24 protein-coding genes are annotated in these 23035 nt (G+C 58.4%); 12 read left to right on the plus strand and 12 right to left on the minus strand.

All coding sequences use genetic code 11. The features are described 5' to 3' along the window. Positions 1 to 20: 20 nt before the first annotated feature. Positions 21 to 566: a Rieske (2Fe-2S) protein gene (locus K6T64_RS01730; protein ID WP_288008314.1), complete on the minus strand. Its 546-nt coding sequence runs from the start codon at positions 564 to 566 to the stop codon at positions 21 to 23. Positions 567 to 710: 144 nt separating this feature from the next. Between K6T64_RS01730 and mutM the strand changes: the two genes are divergently transcribed. Genes mutM through K6T64_RS01755 form a run of 5 tightly spaced genes read left to right on the plus strand, consistent with a single transcriptional unit; the run spans position 711 to position 5601 of the window. After that, a complete protein-coding gene (mutM, locus tag K6T64_RS01735) occupies positions 711 to 1583 on the plus strand; it encodes a bifunctional DNA-formamidopyrimidine glycosylase/DNA-(apurinic or apyrimidinic site) lyase (RefSeq protein WP_288008315.1) in 873 nt (290 codons plus the stop codon). 27 nt (positions 1584 to 1610) lie between these two features. Beyond that, positions 1611 to 2219 (plus strand): dephospho-CoA kinase, encoded by a 609-nt coding sequence (coaE, locus tag K6T64_RS01740; RefSeq protein ID WP_288008316.1) that lies wholly within the window; start codon positions 1611 to 1613, stop codon positions 2217 to 2219. Continuing rightward, positions 2183 to 2782: a lytic transglycosylase domain-containing protein gene (locus tag K6T64_RS01745; RefSeq protein ID WP_232070106.1), complete on the plus strand. Its 600-nt coding sequence runs from the start codon at positions 2183 to 2185 to the stop codon at positions 2780 to 2782. The genes coaE and K6T64_RS01745 overlap by 37 nt, the downstream gene beginning before the upstream one ends. Positions 2783 to 2830: 48 nt before the next feature. Continuing rightward, a complete protein-coding gene (locus tag K6T64_RS01750; protein WP_288008317.1) occupies positions 2831 to 4591 on the plus strand; it encodes a UbiD family decarboxylase in 1761 nt (586 codons plus the stop codon). Positions 4592 to 4650: 59 nt separating this feature from the next. Continuing rightward, entirely contained in the window at positions 4651 to 5601 is a 951-nt protein-coding gene (locus tag K6T64_RS01755) for an ROK family protein (protein WP_288008318.1), read from the plus strand. Between the two features lie 4 nt (positions 5602 to 5605). Here K6T64_RS01755 and K6T64_RS01760 read toward each other — a convergent pair whose 3' ends face one another. The 5 genes from K6T64_RS01760 to K6T64_RS01780 all read right to left on the minus strand — a co-directional run bounded on the left by K6T64_RS01760 (position 5606) and on the right by K6T64_RS01780 (position 12111). Then, positions 5606 to 7012 (minus strand): methyl-accepting chemotaxis protein, encoded by a 1407-nt coding sequence (locus K6T64_RS01760; RefSeq protein WP_288008319.1) that lies wholly within the window; start codon positions 7010 to 7012, stop codon positions 5606 to 5608. 260 nt (positions 7013 to 7272) lie between these two features. Continuing rightward, positions 7273 to 8265: a hypothetical protein gene (locus tag K6T64_RS01765; RefSeq protein WP_288008320.1), complete on the minus strand. Its 993-nt coding sequence runs from the start codon at positions 8263 to 8265 to the stop codon at positions 7273 to 7275. After that, positions 8252 to 8836, minus strand: coding sequence for an RNA polymerase sigma factor (locus K6T64_RS01770; protein WP_100668335.1), 585 nt, complete (start codon positions 8834 to 8836; stop codon positions 8252 to 8254). Before K6T64_RS01770 ends, K6T64_RS01765 begins: the two co-directional genes overlap by 14 nt. A 139-nt stretch (positions 8837 to 8975) precedes the next feature. After that, the gene (locus K6T64_RS01775; protein WP_288008321.1) at positions 8976 to 10493 is read right to left on the minus strand and encodes an MDR family MFS transporter; all 1518 of its coding nucleotides are present in this window, start codon (positions 10491 to 10493) and stop codon (positions 8976 to 8978) included. Positions 10494 to 10560: 67 nt separating this feature from the next. Then, positions 10561 to 12111, minus strand: a complete 1551-nt coding sequence (locus K6T64_RS01780) for a spermidine synthase (RefSeq protein ID WP_288008322.1) — start codon at positions 12109 to 12111, stop codon at positions 10561 to 10563. A 208-nt stretch (positions 12112 to 12319) separates the two neighbouring features. On the opposite strand from K6T64_RS01780, the gene K6T64_RS01785 reads away from it, so the two are divergent. Next, on the plus strand, positions 12320 to 12934 hold the full coding sequence (locus K6T64_RS01785) for a superoxide dismutase (RefSeq protein ID WP_100668332.1): 615 nt from the start codon (positions 12320 to 12322) through the stop codon (positions 12932 to 12934). Positions 12935 to 13290: 356 nt separating this feature from the next. Here the strand turns inward: K6T64_RS01785 and K6T64_RS01790 are convergent, their stop codons facing one another. Together K6T64_RS01790 and K6T64_RS01795 are read right to left on the minus strand one after the other, a co-directional pair. After that, positions 13291 to 14109, minus strand: coding sequence for a hypothetical protein (locus K6T64_RS01790; RefSeq protein ID WP_288008323.1), 819 nt, complete (start codon positions 14107 to 14109; stop codon positions 13291 to 13293). A gap of 54 nt (positions 14110 to 14163) precedes the next feature. Next, positions 14164 to 14586 carry a Fur family transcriptional regulator gene (locus tag K6T64_RS01795; RefSeq protein WP_100668330.1) on the minus strand — a complete coding sequence of 141 codons (423 nt, stop codon included), beginning with the start codon at positions 14584 to 14586 and terminating at the stop codon, positions 14164 to 14166. A gap of 210 nt (positions 14587 to 14796) precedes the next feature. Here K6T64_RS01795 and K6T64_RS01800 point away from each other — a divergent pair, with 210 nt between their 5' ends. From K6T64_RS01800 to K6T64_RS01825, 6 genes are all read left to right on the plus strand, one after another. Next, on the plus strand, positions 14797 to 15738 hold the full coding sequence (locus tag K6T64_RS01800) for a metal ABC transporter substrate-binding protein (protein ID WP_288008324.1): 942 nt from the start codon (positions 14797 to 14799) through the stop codon (positions 15736 to 15738). A gap of 14 nt (positions 15739 to 15752) precedes the next feature. Continuing rightward, the gene (locus tag K6T64_RS01805; RefSeq protein WP_288008325.1) at positions 15753 to 16538 is read left to right on the plus strand and encodes a metal ABC transporter ATP-binding protein; all 786 of its coding nucleotides are present in this window, start codon (positions 15753 to 15755) and stop codon (positions 16536 to 16538) included. Further along, positions 16510 to 17355 (plus strand): metal ABC transporter permease, encoded by an 846-nt coding sequence (locus tag K6T64_RS01810; protein ID WP_288008326.1) that lies wholly within the window; start codon positions 16510 to 16512, stop codon positions 17353 to 17355. The genes K6T64_RS01805 and K6T64_RS01810 overlap by 29 nt, the downstream gene beginning before the upstream one ends. Positions 17356 to 17467: 112 nt before the next feature. Then, positions 17468 to 18193, plus strand: coding sequence for a (Fe-S)-binding protein (locus K6T64_RS01815; protein ID WP_288008327.1), 726 nt, complete (start codon positions 17468 to 17470; stop codon positions 18191 to 18193). Next, the gene (locus K6T64_RS01820; protein WP_288008328.1) at positions 18190 to 19632 is read left to right on the plus strand and encodes a LutB/LldF family L-lactate oxidation iron-sulfur protein; all 1443 of its coding nucleotides are present in this window, start codon (positions 18190 to 18192) and stop codon (positions 19630 to 19632) included. The genes K6T64_RS01815 and K6T64_RS01820 overlap by 4 nt, the downstream gene beginning before the upstream one ends. Next, positions 19625 to 20326: a LutC/YkgG family protein gene (locus tag K6T64_RS01825; RefSeq protein WP_288008329.1), complete on the plus strand. Its 702-nt coding sequence runs from the start codon at positions 19625 to 19627 to the stop codon at positions 20324 to 20326. The genes K6T64_RS01820 and K6T64_RS01825 overlap by 8 nt, the downstream gene beginning before the upstream one ends. 58 nt (positions 20327 to 20384) lie before the next feature. Here the strand turns inward: K6T64_RS01825 and K6T64_RS01830 are convergent, their stop codons facing one another. The 4 genes from K6T64_RS01830 to K6T64_RS01845 form a co-directional block, all read right to left on the minus strand. Beyond that, the gene (locus tag K6T64_RS01830) at positions 20385 to 21146 is read right to left on the minus strand and encodes a DUF4247 domain-containing protein (protein WP_170086104.1); all 762 of its coding nucleotides are present in this window, start codon (positions 21144 to 21146) and stop codon (positions 20385 to 20387) included. Further along, on the minus strand, positions 21143 to 21655 hold the full coding sequence (locus tag K6T64_RS01835) for a DUF4178 domain-containing protein (protein ID WP_288008330.1): 513 nt from the start codon (positions 21653 to 21655) through the stop codon (positions 21143 to 21145). Before K6T64_RS01835 ends, K6T64_RS01830 begins: the two co-directional genes overlap by 4 nt. Before the next feature lie 13 nt (positions 21656 to 21668). Then, positions 21669 to 22079 carry a DUF350 domain-containing protein gene (locus K6T64_RS01840; RefSeq protein WP_288008331.1) on the minus strand — a complete coding sequence of 137 codons (411 nt, stop codon included), beginning with the start codon at positions 22077 to 22079 and terminating at the stop codon, positions 21669 to 21671. Between the two features lie 90 nt (positions 22080 to 22169). Next, the gene (locus K6T64_RS01845) at positions 22170 to 22841 is read right to left on the minus strand and encodes a PspA/IM30 family protein (protein ID WP_288008332.1); all 672 of its coding nucleotides are present in this window, start codon (positions 22839 to 22841) and stop codon (positions 22170 to 22172) included. Positions 22842 to 23035 lie beyond the last annotated feature (194 nt).

The following is a 23035-nucleotide window of genomic DNA, read 5'->3' on the forward strand; positions in this document are numbered from 1 at the left end:
GACCTTGCGGCCCCGGGATCTTAACCCCGTTTAATCATCTGGCCGGACACGAACAGTTCGCCGTTGCGGACGTCATACGTGTAGAGGTCCAGGGGCCGGGTCGCCGGAGAGTCCGGGCTCTGGACGCCGTACTTGTCGAACAAACTGTTGTGGCAGGGGCAGTGAAAATACCATTTGCCGCCCTGGCTCCATTGGGGAGTCGCTTTGCTGACCAGACAGCCCAGATGGGTACAAATCGGAGACATCACCAGCAGCTTGTCGCCTTGTTGAATCACGTACGCTTGCTTTTGGACGTCCTTGGAGTTCCACCCGTCGTTGACGTGGAGCTTAAAAGAGATAAGTTTGGGGTCTTGGCCGTTAAATTCGCTGACCTTGTGCCCGGTGCCTACCATGTTCGAAGAACCGGAGGTCTTGAGGGGCGCCAGACCGAAAGTCAACAACGGCGCACCGATGGCGGCGGCCATAAACGCCCCGGTGCCGCCGAGGGCGTAACTCAAGAATTGGCGGCGGGTAAGTTCGTTTTTCCCTTCGGGCGTCGCCATGTGTTTCTGATCGTTTTTCTCCAAAACGTCTCACTCCTTGCCGAAGGATACGGCGATATCGGACTGCCGTTTAAAGTCCCTCTTTTGATGGTACAACGGATCCGCAAAGTACGGAGGAATGGGACATGACGGTTTTGGTACAGTTTTGTGAACAGGAGGGCAAACTGGATGCCGGAATGGCCCGAGGTGGAGCAGATTCGGCGGGAACTGGTTGTTTTGGAAGGGCGTCGAATCGCCGGCGTGACGGTGCTGTGCGAACGCACGATCCGCACACCGGCGGATCCGGAGGAATTTGCCGCCCGCCTTGCCGGAGAGACCTGGCAGGAAATCGGCCGGCGGGGAAAGTATTTATTGTTTCATGGGCTGAGATGGACGCTGATTTCGCACCTTCGGATGGAGGGGCGGTATCGACTGGTGGAGGCCAAAACGCCGGTGGATGAGTATACCCGGGTCATTTTTCATCTGGAGGACGGCAGGGATCTTCGCTACCGGGATGTTCGCAAATTCGGGACGATGGACGCGGTGGAGCACCGGCAGTGGGAAGTGTTTCCACCCATTGCTTCCCTGGGTCCCGAACCCTTCGATCCGCAGCTGACTCCGGAGGTTTTGCGCCGGCGCTTGTCCGGAAAGGGGCGCATCAAGGGGCTTTTGCTCAACCAGAGAGTGATCGCGGGGCTCGGAAATATCTATGTGGACGAGGTGTTGTTTCGGACGGGTATTCACCCGGAACGCCCGGGACGGTCTTTGACCCCGGACGAGGCCGAAAGATTGCTCGCCCAGATGCGCGCTTTGCTTCAGGAGGCCCTGGCGGCGGGCGGGGCAACAGTGCGCTCCTATGTGCGCAGCGACGGCAGGCCGGGGTTGATGCAAGAGCACCTGTTCGTGTACGGGCGGACCGGGCAGCCCTGCCGGGTATGCGGCCATTCCATTGAGCGGAGGGTGGTGGCCGGGCGGGGCACGCATATTTGCCCCGTCTGCCAGCCTGAGGGCGGGATTGAAGCGGATGGGACGGGACGGGAGGTAGGAGGCCCGGGGTGGTGATAAACGGGCACCAAGGGGGATGGGCGCGTGATTGCGGGCTTGACGGGCGGGATCGCCAGTGGCAAAAGTACGGTGTCGAGAATGTTTGTGGCGCTGGGAGCGCGCCTGGTGGATGCGGACCAAGTGGCCCGGGAGGTGGTGGAACCGGGAACCGAAGGTCTGGAAGAGTTGACGGCTGCCTTTGGAAAGGATATTCTCCAGGCTGATGGCCAATTGGATCGGAAGAAGCTCGGAGCCCGGGTGTTTGGGCGGCCGGATCAATTGGCGAAGCTGAATGCCATCGTCCATCCCCGGGTGCGGGCCCGGATGGCGGAATTGACTCGGGAAATCTTGGAGGGCGACCCCAGGGCGGTGGTGTTATGGGACGTGCCACTGCTTATTGAGGGCGGGTTGGTTGAATGGGTGGATGTGTGCATCTTGGTATGGGTTCCCGAAAAGGTCCAGTTACGCCGTCTCATGTCCCGGAATGGGCTCTCCGCGGAAGAAGCGATGGCGCGGATTCGCTCTCAGATGCCTTTGGACGAGAAACGACGGTATGCCGATTACGTGATCGACAATAGCGGTGACTTGGATTGGACGAGGCAGCAGGTAGAAAGGGTGTGGCAGGCGTTGTGCGATCGGCGGACGGGCGCATGAAGGGAGCTTTTTCCGGGCGTCGCCGATGGTGGATGGTGCTTTTGCTGGTGCTGCTCATAGCTGTTTTTGCGATCATGCAAACCAAATGGGTGGCCCGGTGGATGTACCCTTTGTATTACTATGACGACATCCGTGCCGAGGCCGGCCAATATGATCTCGACCCGCTGTTGGTGGCTGCCGTGGTCCGGGTCGAAAGTTCTTTTGCTGAAGATCGGGTGTCGAAGGTTGGCGCGGTCGGGCTGATGCAACTGATGCCCGACACGGCCAGATGGATCGTCCAACAGCCAGGGGCTCCCCGGGTTTCCCCGGATGATCTGAAAAACCCGAAAGTGAGTCTGGCTATGGGGACGTGGTATTTAAACTACCTGATCCACCGCTTTCAAGGGAATGAAGTTGCGGCGGTGGCGGCTTACAATGCGGGACCAAACCGGGTTCAGGAATGGCTTCAGGCGGGTAAATGGGACGGTACCTTGGACGGGGCGGATCGGATCCCGGTGGGAGAAACGAGACATTTTGTGCAGCGCGTGTTTTTCATGTTTGATCGGTATAAAGAGATTTACTGACGTCGCCGGTCGCTGTGGCCGAGTCGAAAGTTGGAGGGGGTTCCGGGGGTGCACCGGAATGTGCGGGAGTTTCTAGAAGTTCTTCGCCGGGAGGGCGAACTGCTTGAGATTGAGGAGCCGGTGGATCCCTACCTGGAAGCGGCGGAGATCCACCGCCAAGTGATCGCCCAGGGAGGGCGGGCATTGTATTTTCATCGCGTCAAAGGCAGTCCTTTTCCTCTGGTAACGAACCTTTTCGGGACAGCCCGGAGGGTGGAACTTGCCTTTGGTAGCCGGCCGGAGCGGCTCGTTCGCGAGATGGCCTCGGCGGCGGAAGAACTGCTCCCCCCGCGGTGGAGCGCATTGTGGGGGCGCCGGGGACTTCTGAAGGAGGTGGCCCGGGCAGGAGTGAGGCGATCCCGGGACCTTCCCGTGGCCCAAGTGGTGGAGTCCCCGCCCGGGCTCACGAAGTTACCGGCCTTGACCTGTTGGCCCGAGGACGGTGGCCCCTTTCTCACGCAACCGTTGGTGTATACGGAGCACCCGGATACCGGGCGGCACAATCTGGGGATGTACCGGGTTCAGATTTTCGATGATGACACGGCAGGTATGCACTGGCAGATTCACAAAGGTGGGGGCTTTCATTACCATGTGGCCGAGTCCCGGGGTGAGGCTTTGCCTGTGACGGTATTCCTGGGAGGCCCTCCGGCCCTGACGGCTGCTGCGGTGGCCCCTCTACCCGAGGTTGTGCCCGAATTGTTGCTGGCCTCGTTAATTCTCGGGGACAAGATCCCCCTGGGGCGATGGCCGGGGTGGGACCACCCGTTGATCGCCGAGGCGGAGTTTGCCATGATTGGCCGGGTACCTGCCGGGGTTCGGCGGTTGGAGGGGCCTTTTGGCGATCATTATGGATATTATTCCTTGGCTCATCCTTTCCCGGTGTTTCAGGTCGAGGCGGTTTTGCACCGCCGGGACGCCTTGTTTCCGGGGACAGTGGTGGGAAAACCTAAACAAGAAGATTATTTTCTCGGCGAGTTTTTGCAGCGGCTGTTGGCTCCTTTGTTTCCGTTGGCGATGCCCGGTGTAAAGGATCTCTGGACTTTCGCGGAGACGGGATTTCACCCCTTGTGTGCCGCTGTTGTGCGGGATAGTTACGAGGGAGAAGCATTGGTCCACGGTTTCCGGATTCTCGGCGAGGGACAACTCTCGTTGACAAAATGCTTGTTTTTGACCGATCAGGCGGTGGATGTCCGGGATTATCGCCAAGTATTCCAGGCGGTGCTGGAGAGGATGGATCCGGCCAGAGATCTTTACGTAATTCCAGATACGCCGATGGATACTTTGGATTATACCGGGGGGCGCCTGAATCACGGCAGTAAATCTCTCTGGATTGGCACGGGAAAACCTCGCAGAGTTCTGCCCGGTTCCCTCCGTGGTACTCTGCCTTCATATCTCGGAGATGTAAAGGTCTTTCTTCCTGGTGTAATATTCATTGAAGTGGAATCCTTCGAACAAAATCCGACTCTCGGGAGCAAGGTGGCACTGGAGAAAGAGCTGGCCGATTGGCCGGTGGTGGTTCTGGTGGACGACGTCAAAGAAATACGGGATGGGACGACGGGGTTATGGACGTGGTTCACCCGGTTTGACCCGGCCCGGGACTTGTATGCCCGAACGCGACCGGGAAGACACCGGCCGGCGTACCAGTTTCCCCTGGTCATCGATGCCCGAATGAAGCCGGGTTACCCGGGCCAGGTGGAACCGGATCCCGGGGTGGCCCAAAAGGTCGACCGAGAATGGGGACGGGTAGTGGCGGCGGCGGTTCGGCGGTAGGGCAGTCAGTTGAGATCAAGCCGGGGGCATTGTGAACGAAAGAGGGGAGGGAGCCGGCGGTGGAAGGGCTCGTTGCGGGGATCGATGTGGGCGGGACCCGAGTCAAGGCGGGGCTCGTGTTCTGGGATGGGACGGTTGTGGCTCGTGGGCAGTGGCCAACGGAGGCCAGGCGGGGGCCTGAGTGGGTGATGCGGAGGTTGGGAAGAGAAGTGAGGGCCCTGGCGGTGCAGGCGGGGGTGGAATGGAGGGATGTGGTCGGCGTTGGCGCAGCTTGGCCGGCTTTTCTCGATTTAGAGAGCGGATGGATGGAAGAAGCGGTGAATTTGCACTGGAAGAACGTTCCGATTCGGGATTTGATGGAACGGGAACTGGGCAAACCGGTCGTCCTGGACAATGATGGCAACGCCGCGGCCTTGGGAGAGACGTGGATCGGGGCTGGGAAAGGGGCTGCCTCGGTCCTGTGCGTGACGGTTGGCACAGGGATCGGGGGCGGTATCGTGTGGGAGGGGAGGGTTTACCGAGGGGCCCTGGCCATGGCCGGTGAAATTGGCCATCTGCCTATGAAACCGGACGGCGAGTCGTGTACCTGTGGAAGTCGCGGATGTTTGGAGACCCTGTCTTCGGCTACGGCACTGGTTCGCGAAAGCCGGCGTCGGGGTTTGATCGGCCCGTCGGGCTCCCTGACGGTGGAGGATATCTTCGCCCTGGTTCGACAAGGGGATGAGCGGGCCTCGGAGGTGGTTCGAGAAGCCACCTTCTGGTTGGGGAGAGGGCTGGCTGCTGCCGCCGATTTGTTGAGTCCCGATGTGATTGTGGTGGGGGGAGGGGTGGCCAAGGCTGGAGATCTGTGGTTTGTACCTCTTGATGAAGCCTTTCGGAGTTGGGTGCTGCCTCGGGTGGCGAGACATTGCCGATTATCTCCAGCTTTTTTGGGGGAGGATGCCGGCATCCTGGGAGCGGCGAAGCTCGCTTGGCAATCTTTCACAGAGGCCCGAGAGGCGACGAGCTGAAGGGTTATTGTCGAGTGGCCGGTTTTTCCTTCAGATCCAGGTCGGCCCCCAAGCATCCGACGATGTTCCCCAATTCCCCGTAGATGGGGACGGCGATGGTAATGGTAGGCCGATGGCTAATGGCGGATACATATGGTTCTGATATATAGACGTTGCCGCCCATGGCCTGGATCCACCACTGCCTCTCCTTGGCGTTGACGAGGCCGGCCGGAGGTTCGGAGAACACAAACGATCCATCCGGGCTGTTCGACCAAATCGCCTCAAAATCAGGTTGTTGCCGGAGAAAGGTTTGTAAGCGGCGCCGGTGAGACTCCGGTCTCATTCCTTTGATTTCCGGTTCCTGGCTCAGGTTGATCAACAATTCTCGGCAGGCATTGAGCCGGTGCGTATCAATGGTTAAGGGATCGTTTTGCATCCACCCGGCAATGGCGTCAAAAGCCCGGATCAAGTTTTCAGAGGTCTCCTGCAGGTGATTGCCCAGGGTGCGCAGTGCCTCAATGTGTCGCCCCTGTTGGTTCATATCCTTAAGAACGGAGCCCACGTCTGCAATGACCGCTTCGATGGCCGAGGCCGCCTGGGCGGTTTTATGGTCAGTTTGGGTTGTTAATGCGGACTGGCGGCGGCTCGCTTCGGAGGTGGCGACGGCCCAGTGGTTCACCTGGGAGAAAGGATCCGCCAGGGCGCCGATGCGTTTGATGACTGCGGTGACTTGATCGACCCCGTTGTTGACCGCGGTTTCCCCGGAGTTCGCAGCCTGGAGCATGGCCTGCATGTCCTTTCTCAATTGATCGAGAATGTCTGACGAGCGGGCGACGGCTGTCCGGCCTTGCTCAGCGAGTTTCCTGATTTCAGCGGCCACCACAGCAAATCCTTTTCCCTGGTCAGCCGCCCGGGCAGCCTCGATGCCGGCGTTCAATGCCAAAAGCGTCGTTTGGGAGACAGTTTTCTGAATGATATGGTGGATTTCTTGTATCTGTTCGGACTGGCGGACAAAATCTTGGACATGGGCGCGAATCTCTCGCACTTTTGCTTTGACATCTTCCATCGCTCGTTCGGTCAGGGACAAAGAAGAGACCACTTCCTGTAGGAGCTGGTGGGCGGTGTCACTCTGCTGGCGAATATGGTCGACAGAGGTGGTGATGGAATCTGCAGCTGCGGATACCTCCCGGGTCGATGCCGCCGTTTCCTGAAGTTCCGCCAACGCGTGTTGGCCTTGAGAATACATAGCAGCCTGTAGGCGCAAAGTGTTTTCGGCGATTCGATGCAAATCGTCCGTGCAGGCGTCTACTTGTCTAACTACGGCGGCCAGGCGGTCAGCTGCCACCCGGGACGCGTACACGAAGCTCTGAAGCTTCTCCGAACGGTCCGGGTCGAGGTTTTCTTTTTGTGCCCGACGGCTTTTTTTCCACATAGTCACTCCCCCTCACCCTGCGTCTACGCTGTATCATATTTCACATTCTATGCGGGACAGCCATCTGGGACAAGGGGTTATGTTATAGAAACTAACACAAAAAAGTAAAAAACCGCACGTTATTCCGCACGGTTCTTGATCGTCACATTCGTCATGGCTTTCTGTGGTGCGTTTATTGGCGCCAATCCTGTTGTCACTTGAAGCAAGTCCAGTGTCAAATGGGGTCCCGTTTTGCACCTAGTTGAGATGCGGTGGAGCGTCTATGGCGCTAATCCTGTCGCAACTTGAAGCAATGTTTGCTTGTCGGTGTTGGTCGCAATGTCAAACCGGATCCCGTTCTCCACCCAGATGAGATGTAGCAGGTTATCGCTCCCCCGCTGGAAGACCGCTGCTTGTCCATGTACCGTCGTCTGCTCCTGGGGATACGGCGAGACCGGCAACGGCGAAGCGGCGTTCGGCTCTAGAGGCTGTTGCGCGATGATTAGAATGGCATCGTCCGGCCCCTGATAAGTCCACCGCACGCCCACCGGAGGTTTCCCTCCATTCGGAGCGGCCGTAGCTGATGCGAATTCCACGACCGGTACATACCCCGCCGGGATGAACGACGGTTGATAGGGCGTCCATCGGATGGCCCGGGCGCTCGGAAGCACAATCTGGCTTTTGTCTTGCTGATTGAGTCCGACCACCGAACCCGAACTAGGCTCTGAGGGCTTTCCTTGTGTAGAAGGGGCCGGTGCCTCATTCGTGGCAGATGGCTGGCCTTCCTTTGACGGAGACCCCGAAGCGCCTGGATTGTCAGTTGATAAAGTCCCCCGGGCACCTCCCATGGCTAAAGCTCCCTTGCTAACCGAACCACTGTCCCCCACACGGTGTCCCGGGGACCCGCCGGGGGCATCTCCCGCTCCTTGTTGAGAAACCCCAGCCTTTTCCGGGGATTGCGTTCCAAGACCCGGAGTTGCCTGTGTACTCCCCGGTTTTGTTGGGTTCGGTGTGACCGGCGCGCGTGTAGTCCCCGGAGGTGCATTGTAGGCCACCGAAGGGTTCCGAAACGTCCCGTCCAAGTGGGGTACTGACACCATCGCGATGAGGCCGGCCGCCGCGGCAGCGGAGATGCCGGTGACGATGTACCGTTTTGTCCTTCGTTGTTGTTGCTTGCGCTCGATTCGCCCAACGATGGATTCGGCGGGGGGAACCTCAATCTCGTTGAACATGCGATCGAAGGCGCGGCGGATCTCCTTTTCAAAGTCGTTCATCAGTCACACTCACCTCCCGCACCGACAACGACGACCGGTCATGTTCCAAAATCTGCTTTAAGGCGTTCTTGGCCCGATGCAACCGGGATTTCACAACGCCGACGGGAACTTGGAGCATATCCGCCATTTCATCGTACTTGTAATCGTAATAAAAGCGCAGCACCAGTACGACGCGATGATCGTCCGAGAGCTGGTTCAGCGCCCGAATTAACTCATCAGCGTCCGCTCTCTGGAAGAAAACTTCCTCAGGTCCATCTGTTCTCGTACTCTCTTCCGTTCCCTCTACTTCATAGACGTTTTCCGATGAGATTTCGTTCCATCGTTGTCGGCGGCGCACCAGGTCGATTGCCGTGTGATGAACAATTTTTGTGGCCCACGCGCCTAAACGGTCCGGTTCCCGAAGGGTTTTGATCTGACGCCAGATCTTAATCCACGCTTCTTGAACCACGTCTTGGGCGAGATGAGTGTCCCGAACGACCATGTATGCGTGGCGGTACATCTTGTCCCACAGTTCCTCGAAAACTTGCCGCTCGTCATCGTGGGATCCAAACAACCGGTTCCATACGTGCACGGGCCATCGACCCCACTTTACCGCAACGAATGTCCTGCGAGTCTCAATACCTTCCTCATGATAGCATAATAAATTGCGTTTCGCACGTAGAGAATGGGAATGTTAGGAAACGGGCCTGATGGCCGCCGCTTCATCCTGATTATCGGCCGGTCTCCGGCTGTTCCCTGGATTTCTCGGACTGAGGCACCCCGCCCGGCATGCCGAAGGCGACGAGAGTCCCCAGAATCCCCGCGACGAGGAGCACCCAAAAGGTCGAGTGGATGCTGTGGGCCAGGGCGTCGCTCAGAACCCGCAAATCACCGGGGGGTAACCCTGCCCGGCGCACGGGGTCGAGCAAAAGATTGGTTACCGAAATCGGGTCCGCCGTTTCGTATTTCCGGGCGATGGGCGTGGCCGACAACGCTCGGCTCAGACCGGCGTTCACCACGGTTCCCATCACCGCGACCCCCAAGGTGCTGCCGAGAATTCGCGCGAACATGTTGGCCCCCGTGGCAATCCCCCGTTGCTGCCAGGGCACACTGGTCTGAATGGCCACAATTTGGGTCGTGGAAGCGAGGCCTAACCCGACCCCGAGAACGAGGCTAAAGGCGGCCATGTGCCACGGGGGAGTCGATGGCGAGATGGTCAGATACAAAATTGCCCCTAAGGTGCAGAACAACAGGCCCGCCACTTCCAAGGCCCGGTATCCCCAGCGCCAGATCAGTTTTCCGGACAGCGTCGAGGCCACCGGCCAGCCAATGGACACTGTCACGATTGTTCCCCCGGCGACGATGGCCGAGGTGCCAAGTACCCCTTGGGCGAAGGTCGGCAAAAAAGACGAAGCGCCCAGGGTGATGCCGCCGGTGATCACCGCGGCGATGTTGCCTGCGGCGATGACCGGGCGGCGCAACAAAGACAGCGGCAGCATCGGTTCTTGGGCCTCGGTCTCAATCCATATGAACAAAGCCATACACAGGGCGGAGACGGCGAACAATCCCAGGACCTTGCCAGAAGTCCAAGGCCAGGCTACACCCCCTTGGAGCAGCGCCGTCAGCAGGGCGCTGATGCCGATCAGCAGGGTCATTGCCCCAAGATAATCGATCTGATGGCCCCGGCGCTCGACCTTCTCGTGCAGAAACAGAGCGATCCCGATGATCGTCAGAATCCCGAGGGGGACGTTGAGTTCAAAAATCCACGGCCATCCGATAGTCTGGACCAACAGACCTCCCAGCGCCGGGCCCACAATAGCTGCGATGGCCCACATGCTGCTCAAAAGCCCCTGAACCTTCGCCCGTTCCGGCCCAGGGTACAGATCTCCGATAATCGTCGTGGCTATGGGCTGTACGGCACCTGCCCCCAATCCCTGCAGAGCTCGAAAGGCGATAAGTGTCGGCATGGAGTCCGCCAAACCGCACAGCGCCGAGCCAATGACGAATAACCCCGTCCCGACGGCAAATACCGGTTTTCTCCCGTAAAGGTCGGCGAGCTTTCCGTAAATCGGAATCGATGCGGCCTGGGTGAGTAAGAAAATCGAGAAAACCCAAGTGAATTGAGAAAACCCGCCCAGCTTTCCAACGATGGTGGGCATAGCCGTGGCCACGATGGTGGCCTCCATCGCGGACAGAAACATCGCGGCCATCAGGCATACGGTGACCCATTTCCGATTGGTCTGCTTCATTTCCGATCATCTCCCCGAACAAGCTGCTTTCCACCTATCGATCCACCATTACATCATCAAGGGTTTATTACGGACTGATCCCCCGGCCAGCCACATCCCAAATCATCGAGTCGGTCAAATATTCCACTGGTGCCCGGTCGTCTGTCAGTACCACTGCCCGCTTCAGTTGTTCCGGGGTGGGTCTCCACAGGTGCGCCAAGGCTTCCCGGGCGATGGACGACACCGGAGACCGCCCCATCCCGAGGGCCCGAAGGGCTTCGGTGGGGAGGGGGCTGCGCCCCGCTATCACAAGGTAATTGTAACTATCCGGCACCCGAATCACCACAAAATGGGGAAAGACCTCTTGAACGGTCTTCAGCAGGGACAGAAGAAGGGGAGAATCTGGGCTGACTGCGTTTACATTAAAGGCCATCACGCCCCGGGTGGTTAGGTGATCGGCCAGGATGGAAAAAAACTCCTTGGTCGCCAGATGAAACGGAATGTAGATCTGCTGGCTGTATGCGTCCACCACGGCAAAATCCCAAGTGTGCTGAGAAGCCGTGACAAAAGCCCGGCCATCCGCCACCCGGATGGGCGTTCGCGCGGGGTTCAGGCCAAAATACCGCGGCCCGAGCTTCGCCACCACCGGGTCGATCTCCACCCCTTCCAGACGGAGCCCTGGGAACGACCCCTGGTCGTAGTGGTCGATGAGATGCAGAATGGTCCCGCCCGCTGCACCGATGACCACCCCCTCCATGCGGTCGGAAGAAGGATTTCCGGACAAGTACGGAAGGAGGGTCATATAACTGTAGTAATCCCGGGGCACAAGGGCATCTCCCGGACGCCGCAAGGACTGGACCCCTCCGCCCTCGTTATAAATGAGCGCCGTCGATCCGTCTGGGAGAGCCGCTACTTGGACGTACTGATACTCCGTCTCTGTTTCGAATAAAAGTCCCTGAACCGGTTTGACCGCCCGGGGACCTCCCAAAGCGGTCACCAAGGGAACGAGTAACAATAACCACGACCACCACCAGCGGCGGGGGGACACGGCGGTGAGCCCCATCGCGGCGGAGACGATCAGGGCGCCAGAGGTGAGCACAATGGTCATGTGAGTACCGAGGCGGGGGATCAACACGAAAGCGGTGACAAAAGTTCCGGCGATACTCCCCACCGTGGACCATGCGTAAAGAGCCCCGGCCACCTTGCCCAGGTCGCTCACATCTCTGCCCGAAAGTCGCAGCACAAAGGGACTGACCGTAGCCAGGAGAAACACCGGGGGTGCAAACATGATCAAGATGCCGAAAAACGAAAAAACAATAATGTGAATGGGCGTTCCTGTAATTCCAGCCTGGAGTTGATGGAATACCCACGGGCCCGTCCAAGGGATGGCACAGGCCAGGAGTCCCGCCATTCCTACGGCGGCAAATAACAAGGACCACCGAGGATAGCGGTCTGCCAGTCGGCCACCCAACCAATACCCCAGGGACAGTGCGATCATAATCAAACCGATAATGTTCGCCCATACAATTTGGGATGTGCCAAAAAATGGCGCGGCAAAACGGGAAGCGGCCATCTCCAAAGTCATGACCGCGGCTCCGGTGACGAACACGAAGGCATACAACCAGGGATGTGGCTTCATCGATTTTCGTGGATCCTCCACTTCGAATATGTCTTATTTAATATCGATTGTATCATTGAACAGGGCGTCCGGGAATCGGACCGGGCGCTGTGGGGAGCCGATCGGCTCTCTGGGCTTTTTGTCGGCAGCAGAGAGGTTTGGCATTGTTTCGGCAAATCGTGTAGGATAAAGATGTACCACTCATTCTGCTTACATAGGAGGGATTCCAATGGCACATCAATTACCGCCTCTGCCATATGCTTTCAACGCCTTGGAGCCGTACATCGATGCCCTCACCATGGAGATTCACCACGATCGCCACCATGGTACCTACGTGAATAACCTCAACGCAGCGCTGGAAGGTCACGCAGACCTGGAAGCCAAGAGCATCGAGGACCTGCTTCGCGGGATCAACAGTGTTCCCGAAAACATTCGTACCGCTGTCCGGAACAACGGAGGCGGACATGCGAATCATAGCATGTTTTGGGAGATCATGAAACCAGGCGGTGGCGGCCAGCCGACCGGAGCCCTGGCGGACGCGATCAACAGCACCTTTGGAAGTTTCGATTCCTTCAAGGATCAGTTTTCTAAAGCGGCGGCAGGCCGTTTTGGCAGCGGTTGGGCTTGGCTCGTCATGAAACCGGGCGGGAAGCTGGAGATCACCAGCACCCCGAACCAGGACAGCCCGTACATGGACGGAGATTATCCGATCTTGGGACTGGACGTATGGGAGCACGCCTACTATCTCAAGTATCAGAACAAACGGCCCGAATACATCGCCGCTTGGTGGAATGTGGTGAATTGGGACGCTGTGGCAAAGCGGTTCGCGGAGGCCAAAGCCTGACCCCGATCACCGGATCTCATTGCCGGGCAACGGTTCTGCAAGGGGCCGAGCCCGGCTTTTTCTTGCCAGTCAAGCACAACCACGGTATAATACGCATAAGAATAATTCAAGCTCGTTCGTTTCGTAGGCCACACGAACGAACAGAGCAGGAGGTGATCCCGTGCAGTACATTTGCTTGGAATGCGGCCAATTTTATGAAGGAGACGAAGTAGAAAGGGAGTTTAACATCTGCCCTGACTGTCATCGCCGATTGGATGACGATGAGGGGCGCAGTCAGGATCGAAGTTAACCTCCTCGCCGGGCCGGGCGGGGAGGTTGTTTATTGGACGGAGCGTTCATGGGCAAACCCGTTTTTCTCACCCTTTCCTTAACCCCGTCAAGTCCGCCGTATAGGCATCTAAAGGATCGCCTTCCGGCGTCACGAACTCGAACAACACGGTCGATGTTCCCGAGTCCCCCCCTGAAGTTCCCGTCTTTCCCAGGACGTCCACGGTATTCAGCCGCACTTCCTGAAAGCCTGCCTCGGTGGGTTTTACCTTGACCACCACCTGCTTGTCCAACCGCGTCACGCTTTGAACCTGTCCGTAGAGAATCAGAAGGCTGATGTGGTCTCCCCGGGTATCTTGAAGGGGAAGGTTTTTCCCCCGGGTTGCGTCGCTTTCAGGAGTCGTGACGATTCCCAGCCCGTAGAGCAACTGTTGGGAGGCCGCCAACCCACCGGTGTACACAAAAGCGCGATGGGCCGCCAGTTCCACCAGCTTCTCCACTCCGCTGTATTTTCCACCGAAATAGGTGCTGTGCCAAACTCCGGAATACCCCGGTCGCCGCCACTGAGTGTTTGTCACCACCGCGTCAAAAGGCAACCGTGCTCCTCGGCGCATGACTTGATCGACGGGGGTGATGGGGTGGGTGGCGGTGAAAATCTCGACTTCACGATCGATGTCTGAAAGAGGCCGTGTAACGGGCGTATCGGGTTCAAGGGCCGAAAGCCTTTTTTGCAGTTCGGCCACTTGTTGTTTCAGGCGGGCGTTTTCCGCCTGGATGGGATCGGCGGCCGGTACGGGGGGATCGACCGTCGACGATGTGGGGCCGCATCCCGCTAGTCCTGCCATAAAAGCTACGGCCATCGCAACCAGGATGCCTCGTTGCCGTTGGCTGCGCCACAATAGCCGCATGCGCTTCCCGCCTCTTCACAGAAGATTTTTCTAAACAATAGACGGAGCAACCCTTTATTTCGTTACATCTCGGCATTGGCCACACACACCAAAAACTTCGAATCGGTGACTTTGCACGAGAAAGCCTTCCGGAGCGGGCACAGTCAACTCCATGGGACAGGCTTCGATGGGAATCGTGGCTCCGCATCGAGTGCAGATAAAATGGTGATGATGGGGATCGGCGCACCGGATTCGAAACCTGGCACTTCCGTCTTCAAACATCGATTCTTCAATAATGTGCTCGTCCCGGAGCATTCTCAGGTTGCGATAAATGGTGTCGTAGCTGATATGGGGATACTGTTCCTGCACTTGGTCGATCAGTTCTTTCGCTGACATGTACCGGTTTTCGGTCAAAAGGATGTGCAGGATCATCTTGCGTTGACCGGTCAACTTCAATCCCTGTTTTCGCAGTTGGTCCAAATAACTTTGGCTTTGCACGGCCGATCCCGTCCTTTCCCTCTGTTGTCCACGCTGCCGGCCGTTGAGAAACGTCCGATGCCGTAAGCGGTCAAAAAATGATTGTATGCAGCCTCAAGATCGGAATGATTACGAAAAACGGCTCTCCGGGTTTTTGACCGTCTTTCCCCACCCATATTATACTCGGTGTACGGCAATAATCGAAATGATTACGGAATAGGAGGGCGCGTTATGGGCGGACGCATTCACCGAATTTCGGTTTTCGCTATCGTTCTTTTGTCTCTTTTCCTCGCGGCATGCGGACAAGGGCCATCCCCATCCGGACAGACCGGGGGTGCGGGCGAGCCTGCTTCGTCTGGGGCGTTGGGGGTGGTCACGAGCATTACGCCCATCGCGGACATGATCCGGCAGGTAGGCGGCGACCGGGTTCACGCGACGGCATTGGTGCCGCCGGGAGCCGATCCCCACGATTACTCCCCGACCCCTGCTGACGTGCGGACGGTATCCCAGGCGAAGTTGTTTGTGGCAAACGGCCTTGGAGAGGAGACTTACATTCAGAAGCTGATTCAAAGCAGTGGGCGGTCGGATTTGAAAATCATCACATTGTCCGACGGATTGCCGGTTTTGGGCCAGGGAGAAGGAGGGACCGGGAATCCGCATATGTGGCTCGATCCGAACTATGCCGTCAAATATACCGAGAAGATCCGGGACGCGCTGATCGAGGTGGATCCGGCGGGGGCTGCGGAATACCGGAGCCGGGCCCAAACTTACATCGGTCAACTTCAGGATCTCGACAAGTGGATCCGCTCCGAGATCGCGCAGATCCCGGCAGACAGGCGAACGATGGTCGTGTTCCACGATGCGTGGCCGTATTTCTGTAAAGAATACGGGTTGGAACAGGTGTACCTGGCTGGTTCATCCGGGGCGGAACCTTCTCCACGGGATTATGCGAAGATTGTTCAAACGGTCAGGGACCGCCACGTGCCGGCGGTGTTCGGGGAAGCTGGCTTTAATCCCAAGCTGATCTCCCGGCTTGCGGAGGATACGGGCGTACGGTTTGTGGATAATTTGTTGGATGATACGGTGGGCGGCCCGGGATCGGCCACGTATATCGATATGATGAAATTTGATGTCCAGACGATCGTCAGCGCTTTGAAAGGGTCTTCGTCGTGAAAGGGGGCGGCGGGATGAGTGCCATCGTCCGGCTGGAGAATGTACATGCCGCGTACGGCCAGGAACCCATCTTGACGGACGTTGCGGCGGAGGCGGCGGCCGGGGAACGCGTTGCTGTAGTGGGGCCGAATGGCGCCGGAAAGAGTACGCTGTTGAAGGTTTTGTTGGGCTTAGTTCCTCATGTGATCGGCCATGTGGAAGTCGCCGGCCAGTCGGTGACACCCGGACATCCACCCAGCGGTGCCGCCTATGTCCCGCAGTCCCAGGTCATGGGGTTGGATATGCCCGTCACCGTCTGGGATGTGGCGGCAATGGGGCTCCTGCGCCGGGGATTTTGGCCCAAAAAACCGGGCCCGAAAGAGAGAGCGGAGGTGGAACGGGCCCTTGTGGCTGTAGACATGCTGGAATGGCGAGAAGAGTTGTTCGGGAATCTGTCCGGTGGGCAACGCCAGAGGGTGCTCATCGCCCGGGCCCTCATTCGGAATGCGCCGGTGTGGCTGCTGGATGAGCCCGTGACCGGTTTGGATGCTCCGACCCAAGAGGTCATCGAGCACCTGATCGACGGCCTTCGCACGGACGGGGTTGCCATCATTCAAGTGACTCATGATCTGGAACCCGCCCGACTCAGGCAGTTTGACCAGGTGTGGTGCATCAACCGGCGGTTGGTCGGCAGAGGCAGTTTTGATGAGGTGCAAAAGCGGGGGATCTTGGCGGATACCTTCGGCGTTCCCGTCGGGAAACGGCCCGAGGGCAAGGAAGGGGGCGGCGCCGATGTTCCTTCTGGCGCCCTTTCAGTTTGATTTTATGTGGCGCGCCTTAATCGGGTCTGTGGCCGTGGGTGTGTTGGCCGCCTTGCTCGGGGTGTTCGTGGTGCTCCGGGGAATGTCCTTTATCGGGGAAGGTCTTGCTCATGGATCCCTGGGCGGCCTCGCCCTGGCCTACGCCTTGGGGTGGAATCTGTATGCGTTTGGCAGTGTGTACACCGTTGGCTTGGCCTTGTTGATCGCTTGGATCGGCCGGCGTCGGCGCACGCGGATGGATACGGCGGTAGGCATCGTTTTTTCCGGGTCGCTCGCCTTGGGGGTACTGTTGATCAGCACGATCAAATGGTATACGACAGATCTTTCCGCCTATCTGTTCGGCGATGTCCTCGCCCTCCGCACCCAAGATTTAGTGGCCGTCGTGGTGGTTTTGTTCCTGGTGACGGGGTTTATGTTGCTGTTTTACCGGCGGATGGTGTTTTTATCCTTCGACCCCGAGGGGGCCCAGGCGACAGGACTGCCGACCACCTGGCTGAACAACGCATTCTTAGCTCTGATCGGCATTGGAGTGGTGGCTGCCATGCAGACGGTGGGGGTGATCCTAGTCACGGCCCTTCTGGTCATCCCGGCGGCCACGGCTTGGCAGGTGGCCCGCAGTATGGTGCAGATGACCGCCATTGCCGTGGCGGTGGCGTTGGTCAGCGCCCTGGTCGGGCTCTATGCCTCCTACTATCTGAATGTCGCTTCCGGGGCGTCCATCGTTCTCGCGGCGGCTTTCATCTACGGTCTGGTGTCTCTGGTGTCCGGACGAAGGGTGGGGTGGCGGCGGTCTCTGGGGATGGGGGCCCGGGGATAGGAAATCCTTCTTATGGCTGCGGTGATGGAGGGTTTCCCGGGTTGGCCGACTCCCACCGTCTGACTGGGCCACTGTGGTACAATACCCTTGTCAATGACAGGGGGTGGGGGATGTGCGGGTGTCATTATTTGTCACCTGCTTAGTAGACAGTTTGTTTCCGGAGGTCGGTGTGAGCACCGTCCGGCTGTTGCGCCGGCTCGGGGCGGAGGTGGATTTTCCGGAGAATCAAATCTGTTGCGGGCAGCCCGCTTTTAACGCCGGTTACCATCCCGAGGCCCGGGCCGTGGCCGAAGGCTGGTTAGACGCGTTTTCATCCAGCGATTATATTGTGAGTCCCTCCGGCTCCTGCGGGGGCATGGTGGTTCACGGATACGAAGAGTTATTTGCCGATGATCCAACCCGGCTCGCCCAGGCCCGGGAGGTCCGCGGAAAAGTCTATGAACTGAGCCAGTTCATCGTCGAGGTCCTGGGGCTGGAGGATGTGGGTGCCCGGTATCCGGCCAGGGTCACGTACCATCCCTCTTGTCACGCCACCCGACTCATGGGGGTTGGCGACGCCCCGGTGCGCCTGTTGCGCCGCGTTAAAGACCTCGAATTTGTGGAGCTCCCTTTTGCCGAAGAGTGCTGCGGCTTTGGGGGGACTTTTTCGGTCAAGATGGGGGATGTTTCCACGGCCATCGTTTCGGACAAGATCCGGCATATTCAAGAAACCGGAGCTGATCTCGTAGTGGGTACAGATATGGGCTGTCTCATGAACATCGAGGGCCGCCTCCGCCGAATCGGGTCCCCGGTGCGGGTCATGCATTTGGCACAACTGTTAGAGGAGGGAGTGCGATGACGGTGCATCCGGCGACCATGAAGGAGCGGGCGGCGGAAGCTCTGCATAATGATTTTCTCCGTGAAGCGGTCAAAATCACCACGGATAAGTTTTTTGCCGGGAAAGCTTTGGCTCAGCGATCACTCGGAGATTGGGAGGCCTGGAGGGAGCGGGGCCGGGCCATCCGCGCTCATGCGCTGGCTCATCTCGACTATTATCTCGGCCAATTGATCGACCAGGTGAAAAGCCGGGGAGGCAAAGTTCACCTGTGCGAAACGGCCGAGGATGCGGTTCAGGTCATTGTCGATATCGCCCGGGCCCGGAATGCCCGGTCGGTGATTAAGTCGAAGTCGATGGTGACCGAAGAAATCCAGCTCAACAAGGCTTTGGAAGCGATCGGGGTACGGGCGGTGGAGACAGATCTGGGGGAGTACATCATTCAACTGGCCCACGAAACGCCATCTCACATTATTGCACCGGCCATACATAAGACCAGGAAGGATGTCGCGGAACTGTTCAGCCAGGTGGCCGGGAAGCCGATCAAGGATGATACCGATACGCTGACCAATTTTGCCCGTCAAAAGTTGCGGGAGGAGTTTTTGACCGGGGATATCGGCATAACGGGATGTAATTTTGCCGTGGCGGAGACCGGCTCTGTCGCCTTGTTTACGAACGAGGGCAACGGACGGATGGTGACCACCCTGCCGCCGGTTCACGTGGTGGTGATGGGGATGGAACGGGTGGTGCCGACTTTTGAAGACCTCGAAGTGATGATGAATTTGCTGCCTCGCAGCGGCACCGGGCAAAAGTTGACCAGTTACGTGACGGTGATCACTGGTCCCCGGCGGGAGGGGGAGGTGGACGGCCCAGAGGAGTTCCACCTGGTCATCGTCGACAACGGGCGCAGCCGCATCCTCCGGGATCCGGAGTTTCGCGAAGCACTTCAATGTATTCGATGCGGCGCCTGTTTGAACGTCTGCCCGGTGTACCGGCAAATCGGCGGGCACGCCTACGGGTGGGTGTATCCGGGGCCCATCGGGGCCGTGATCACGCCGCTTTTGACCGATGATCTGGATCGGTGGGGGGACTTGCCTTATGCATCCTCTCTGTGTGCAGCCTGTGCCGAGGCTTGTCCGGTCAAGATTCCGCTTCACGATATGTTGGTGCGCCACCGGGTTCGTTATGTGGCCGCTGGGAAGACCCCGCCGGCGGAACGAATGGCCTTCCGCCTGTATAAACGGGCCTTCACAAGTCCCCGGCGCTATCGTCTGGCATTAAAAATGGCGGTTACTTTCCAGCGGCCACTTGTGAAAGACCGGCATCTTTCCGCCCGGCTTCCGGGGCTGGCGGGATGGACGGCGGGTCGGGATTTTCCCGCCGCGGCCCCGAAGCGGTTTCGGGATCTGTGGCCGGGACTGGCGGCTGAGGCCCGGCAGATGGGAGGGGCCGACCATGAGTGAGGAGAGATCCTTCGGCCGGACCGAAGAAGAACTGCGGTTTTTAGCCCGGGTTGCGAATGCCCTGGGGCGGGAGGTGGAGACCTCTCCGCCGGAACAACCTGTGCGAGGGGTGAGGGGGCTTCCCACACCCGAGGCAGCCGGGAATTCTCTGGAGCAGTTTCTCGCCAATTGGCGGGCCGTCGGTGGCGAGGCCGATGTGGTGAGGGCCCGGGAGGCGGCGGGACGGGTGGCGGAGATCGCACGGGAGTGGGGGGTGGGCCGGGTTGTGCGGTGGAACGACCCCCTGATTGATGAATTGGGACTGGATCCCGCGTTGCAGGCGGCGGGAATTTCCGTTTATGTGTGGAGGGCGGGGGCGAACCGGGATGAAGCGATCCGGGAGGTGGACCGGGCGGATCTCGGAGTGACCACGGTTCATTGGGTGGCGGCGGAACCGGGGAGCTTGGCGCTGCTCTCAGGTGGGGATACGCCCAGGGCCGTGAGCCTTCTGCCCCCCGCCCATCTCGCCGTGGTCCCGGCATCCCGAGTGGTTCCGGGTTTGACAGCCATTATGCGGGAGGCGGCTTTGCGCGGATTGTCGGCGTCTTTGAATTTTATCACGGGTCCCAGTCGAACGGCGGACATCGAGATGGAGTTGACCGTGGGTGTTCATGGCCCGGGCCGGGTTTACGCTTTACTAGTCGAGGACCGCTGATCTCGGCCCATGAACAAAGGGCCGGCGCCAAAAGGATTCACCCCGGCGCCGGCCAAATCTATCTTCTTCGTGTAAAGGATCCACCCCCCAACCGAACTTTGGGCGGAGAAGAAAACCCGTTCGATGGCTTGGATCCAGATGAGATCACGCCCGAGCCGGATCCGCTCCAAGATTTACCCGAGGATCCCGACGACGGTCGGGTCCTTGGATTGACTGAAGGACTGGGAGTCGGCGGCTGATCTGACCGCCGGGTGAATACTCCCACCCCGCCTACCGTTTTCGGAATTTCCAAAGAGGACTTTTTTGCGGCCGGGGGCCCCGTCGGCGGGTTTGGCGTATAATTCGGGGTGCGCTGATACCCCCGGTAATGGCCGAAATGCCCGCCTCCGAACTGCCAGCCGCCGCCGAAAATCCGATCCAAGGTCGACGCAAGCAAAAATCCTTGTAAAAACGAGGGATCATAGTTGTCTTTGACAAATTGCTTGTCATCGATTTCGATGATCGTGTCTTGAGGCTTGGCCGGGTCCTGCTGGAGATGAACCAGGTGATCCGGATAGACCAAAAACATCTCTTTCGTGGATTCCGGGGAGACGTCCTGGGGCTTTTCTTGTGCCTCCAGTTCTTTGGCTACCTCGGGAACCGATTTGTTCGCTGCGCGATAGACTTTTTGTAATGCCTGTCCTTGGTCCGCCGCCGACTGAAACTGATAGTTTTTCGAAACGTACGAGTCGAGGCCGCAACCGGCCAGAAGAACGGAAAAAGCCAGGGCCAAAAGGGCGAGCAGACGAAAAGATCGACGCTTTACCGTTCGTCCGTTCATGTGCCGGCAATGATCCTGGCGTCAAATTCTTCGGTAAACCGCCCCAGCCCAAACCAATATTTTCCGTTCTGCCATTCCACCCGGAACAGGCCACGATCGTCGCTTTGATGATTCCAAATATATACGGTGTCCCCGTGCACCAGATGCATGGGGCCATCCACCCAGGCCGGGGATTCCTGCTGGGATTCGAGATGGTAATCCACTCCGTCCAAATGTACCGTCTCGGGGATCTCTCCGATGTCGTCCAGCCTGCCATCCAAGGTTTCATACAGGCGGAAAACCAGTCCTTCCCCGCGGTCGATCACCAAATGGCGGTACGTGCGCCCGTCCCGGAGTACATAATGCATACTCTGGATGGCGTTGAAGGCGGCGGCGGCTTCGACGATGTACTCGGTCAGTTCCACCTGAACAACGTCCCCGGGCCTTAAAGTGAACCACGTTTTTTGCACCACCGGAGGATGAGGGTCCCGGGCGCGAATCAGATCGGTCACCCTTTTCCACAAGGACATAGGCGTTCCTCCTTTACATGGATCCCATCAGGATCACGGCGCCAACGACGTGCAGGGATCCGGACAGTAAGGCGCTGGGCATGTGGTTCTCCGCAATGTTTTTGCTCATGTCGATCCCGGCGGCCCGTTTCATCACCAGATCAAATAGCCACTGGACGATCAAGAGCAGCACGAAAGCGTACGCGGAGATCACCACCGCATCCCATACGACCTGGCTGATCATCATGGACCGGGAAATGATCAGCGCATGGGCGAGAAGTTTTAACACGAAGCGCAAAGCGACGGCGGTATGCCCCCGCCGGATCAATTCAAAATCGTTGTATTGCGTCAGGGCCACATCGACCGCCATGAGGATAACGAGGAGAAGAATGAAAAGCACAAACCAGAATCCCACCGTCAACAACTGGTGGATAGTCAGCGTCAACGGGACAATTCCCTCCTTAAGAAAACGGGGAGATGACCATCTCCCCGTTTTTCTGACACTGGTCCGGGTAGCCTTACGCCCCGCGGACGGTCACTCCGCTTTGTTTAACTTCGCTTTCAGAGCTGCCAACTCGTCCTCGACATCGGCATTACGGCGCAACTCATTGAACTCATCATCCAGGGAGCGCTCTTTTTTATACACTTCCCCGGAGGCTTCCGCCTCGGCCTCCAGTTGCAGAACCTTGTCCTCCATCCTCTGGAAACCGCGCATCGCATTATCACTGCCGATGCCGGACATCGCCTGGCTGATCTCTTTCTGAGCTTTTGCGGCTTGGGCCCGGGCCACCAGGGTGTCCCGTTTGTTCCGCATCTTGCCAATCTCTTCTTTCATCTCGGCGAGTTTTTCCCTGAGGGCGTCTGCGTTTGCTTTCGCCGTCTGATATTGGTTCTGAAAGTCCCTTGCCTTTGCTTCTTGTTCCCGTTTATCCGCCAGGGCCCGCCGGGCCAAATCGTCGTTTCCAGCCAGTACCGCCTCTTCCGCCTGTTTTGCCCGCTTTTCTGCGAGGCTCTGGGCTTCTTCGAATTGGGCCTTCAGTTTCTTTTCCACCGCGATGGCCTTGGCCACCGCTTCTTCAGCATCCTGCAGATCTTCTTCCATATCCCGCAGGTACTGATCCAGCAATTTCACCGGGTCTTCCACTCGATCGAGCATCGCGTTAATGTTGGCGAGACTGATATCCCGCAATCGTTTGAACAGGCCCATAAACGGCTGTTCTCCTCCTCTGTGGAGATTGTCGGAAACTGGCGAAAACCGCCGCCCCGTACTTCTATTATTATACCTGGCAATGCTGACACGAGACAAGGACATCTCCCCTGGTAGAAACTTTTCTTGTCGCACCAAGTGTCTTATATCTTCTGCCCGAGCTGTAACATGAGGTCAGCGCGCTTGTCCTTACT

Origin of the sequence: Kyrpidia sp., assembly GCF_023512215.1 — a bacterium.
Classification (GTDB): domain Bacteria; phylum Bacillota; class Bacilli; order Kyrpidiales; family Kyrpidiaceae; genus Kyrpidia; species Kyrpidia spormannii.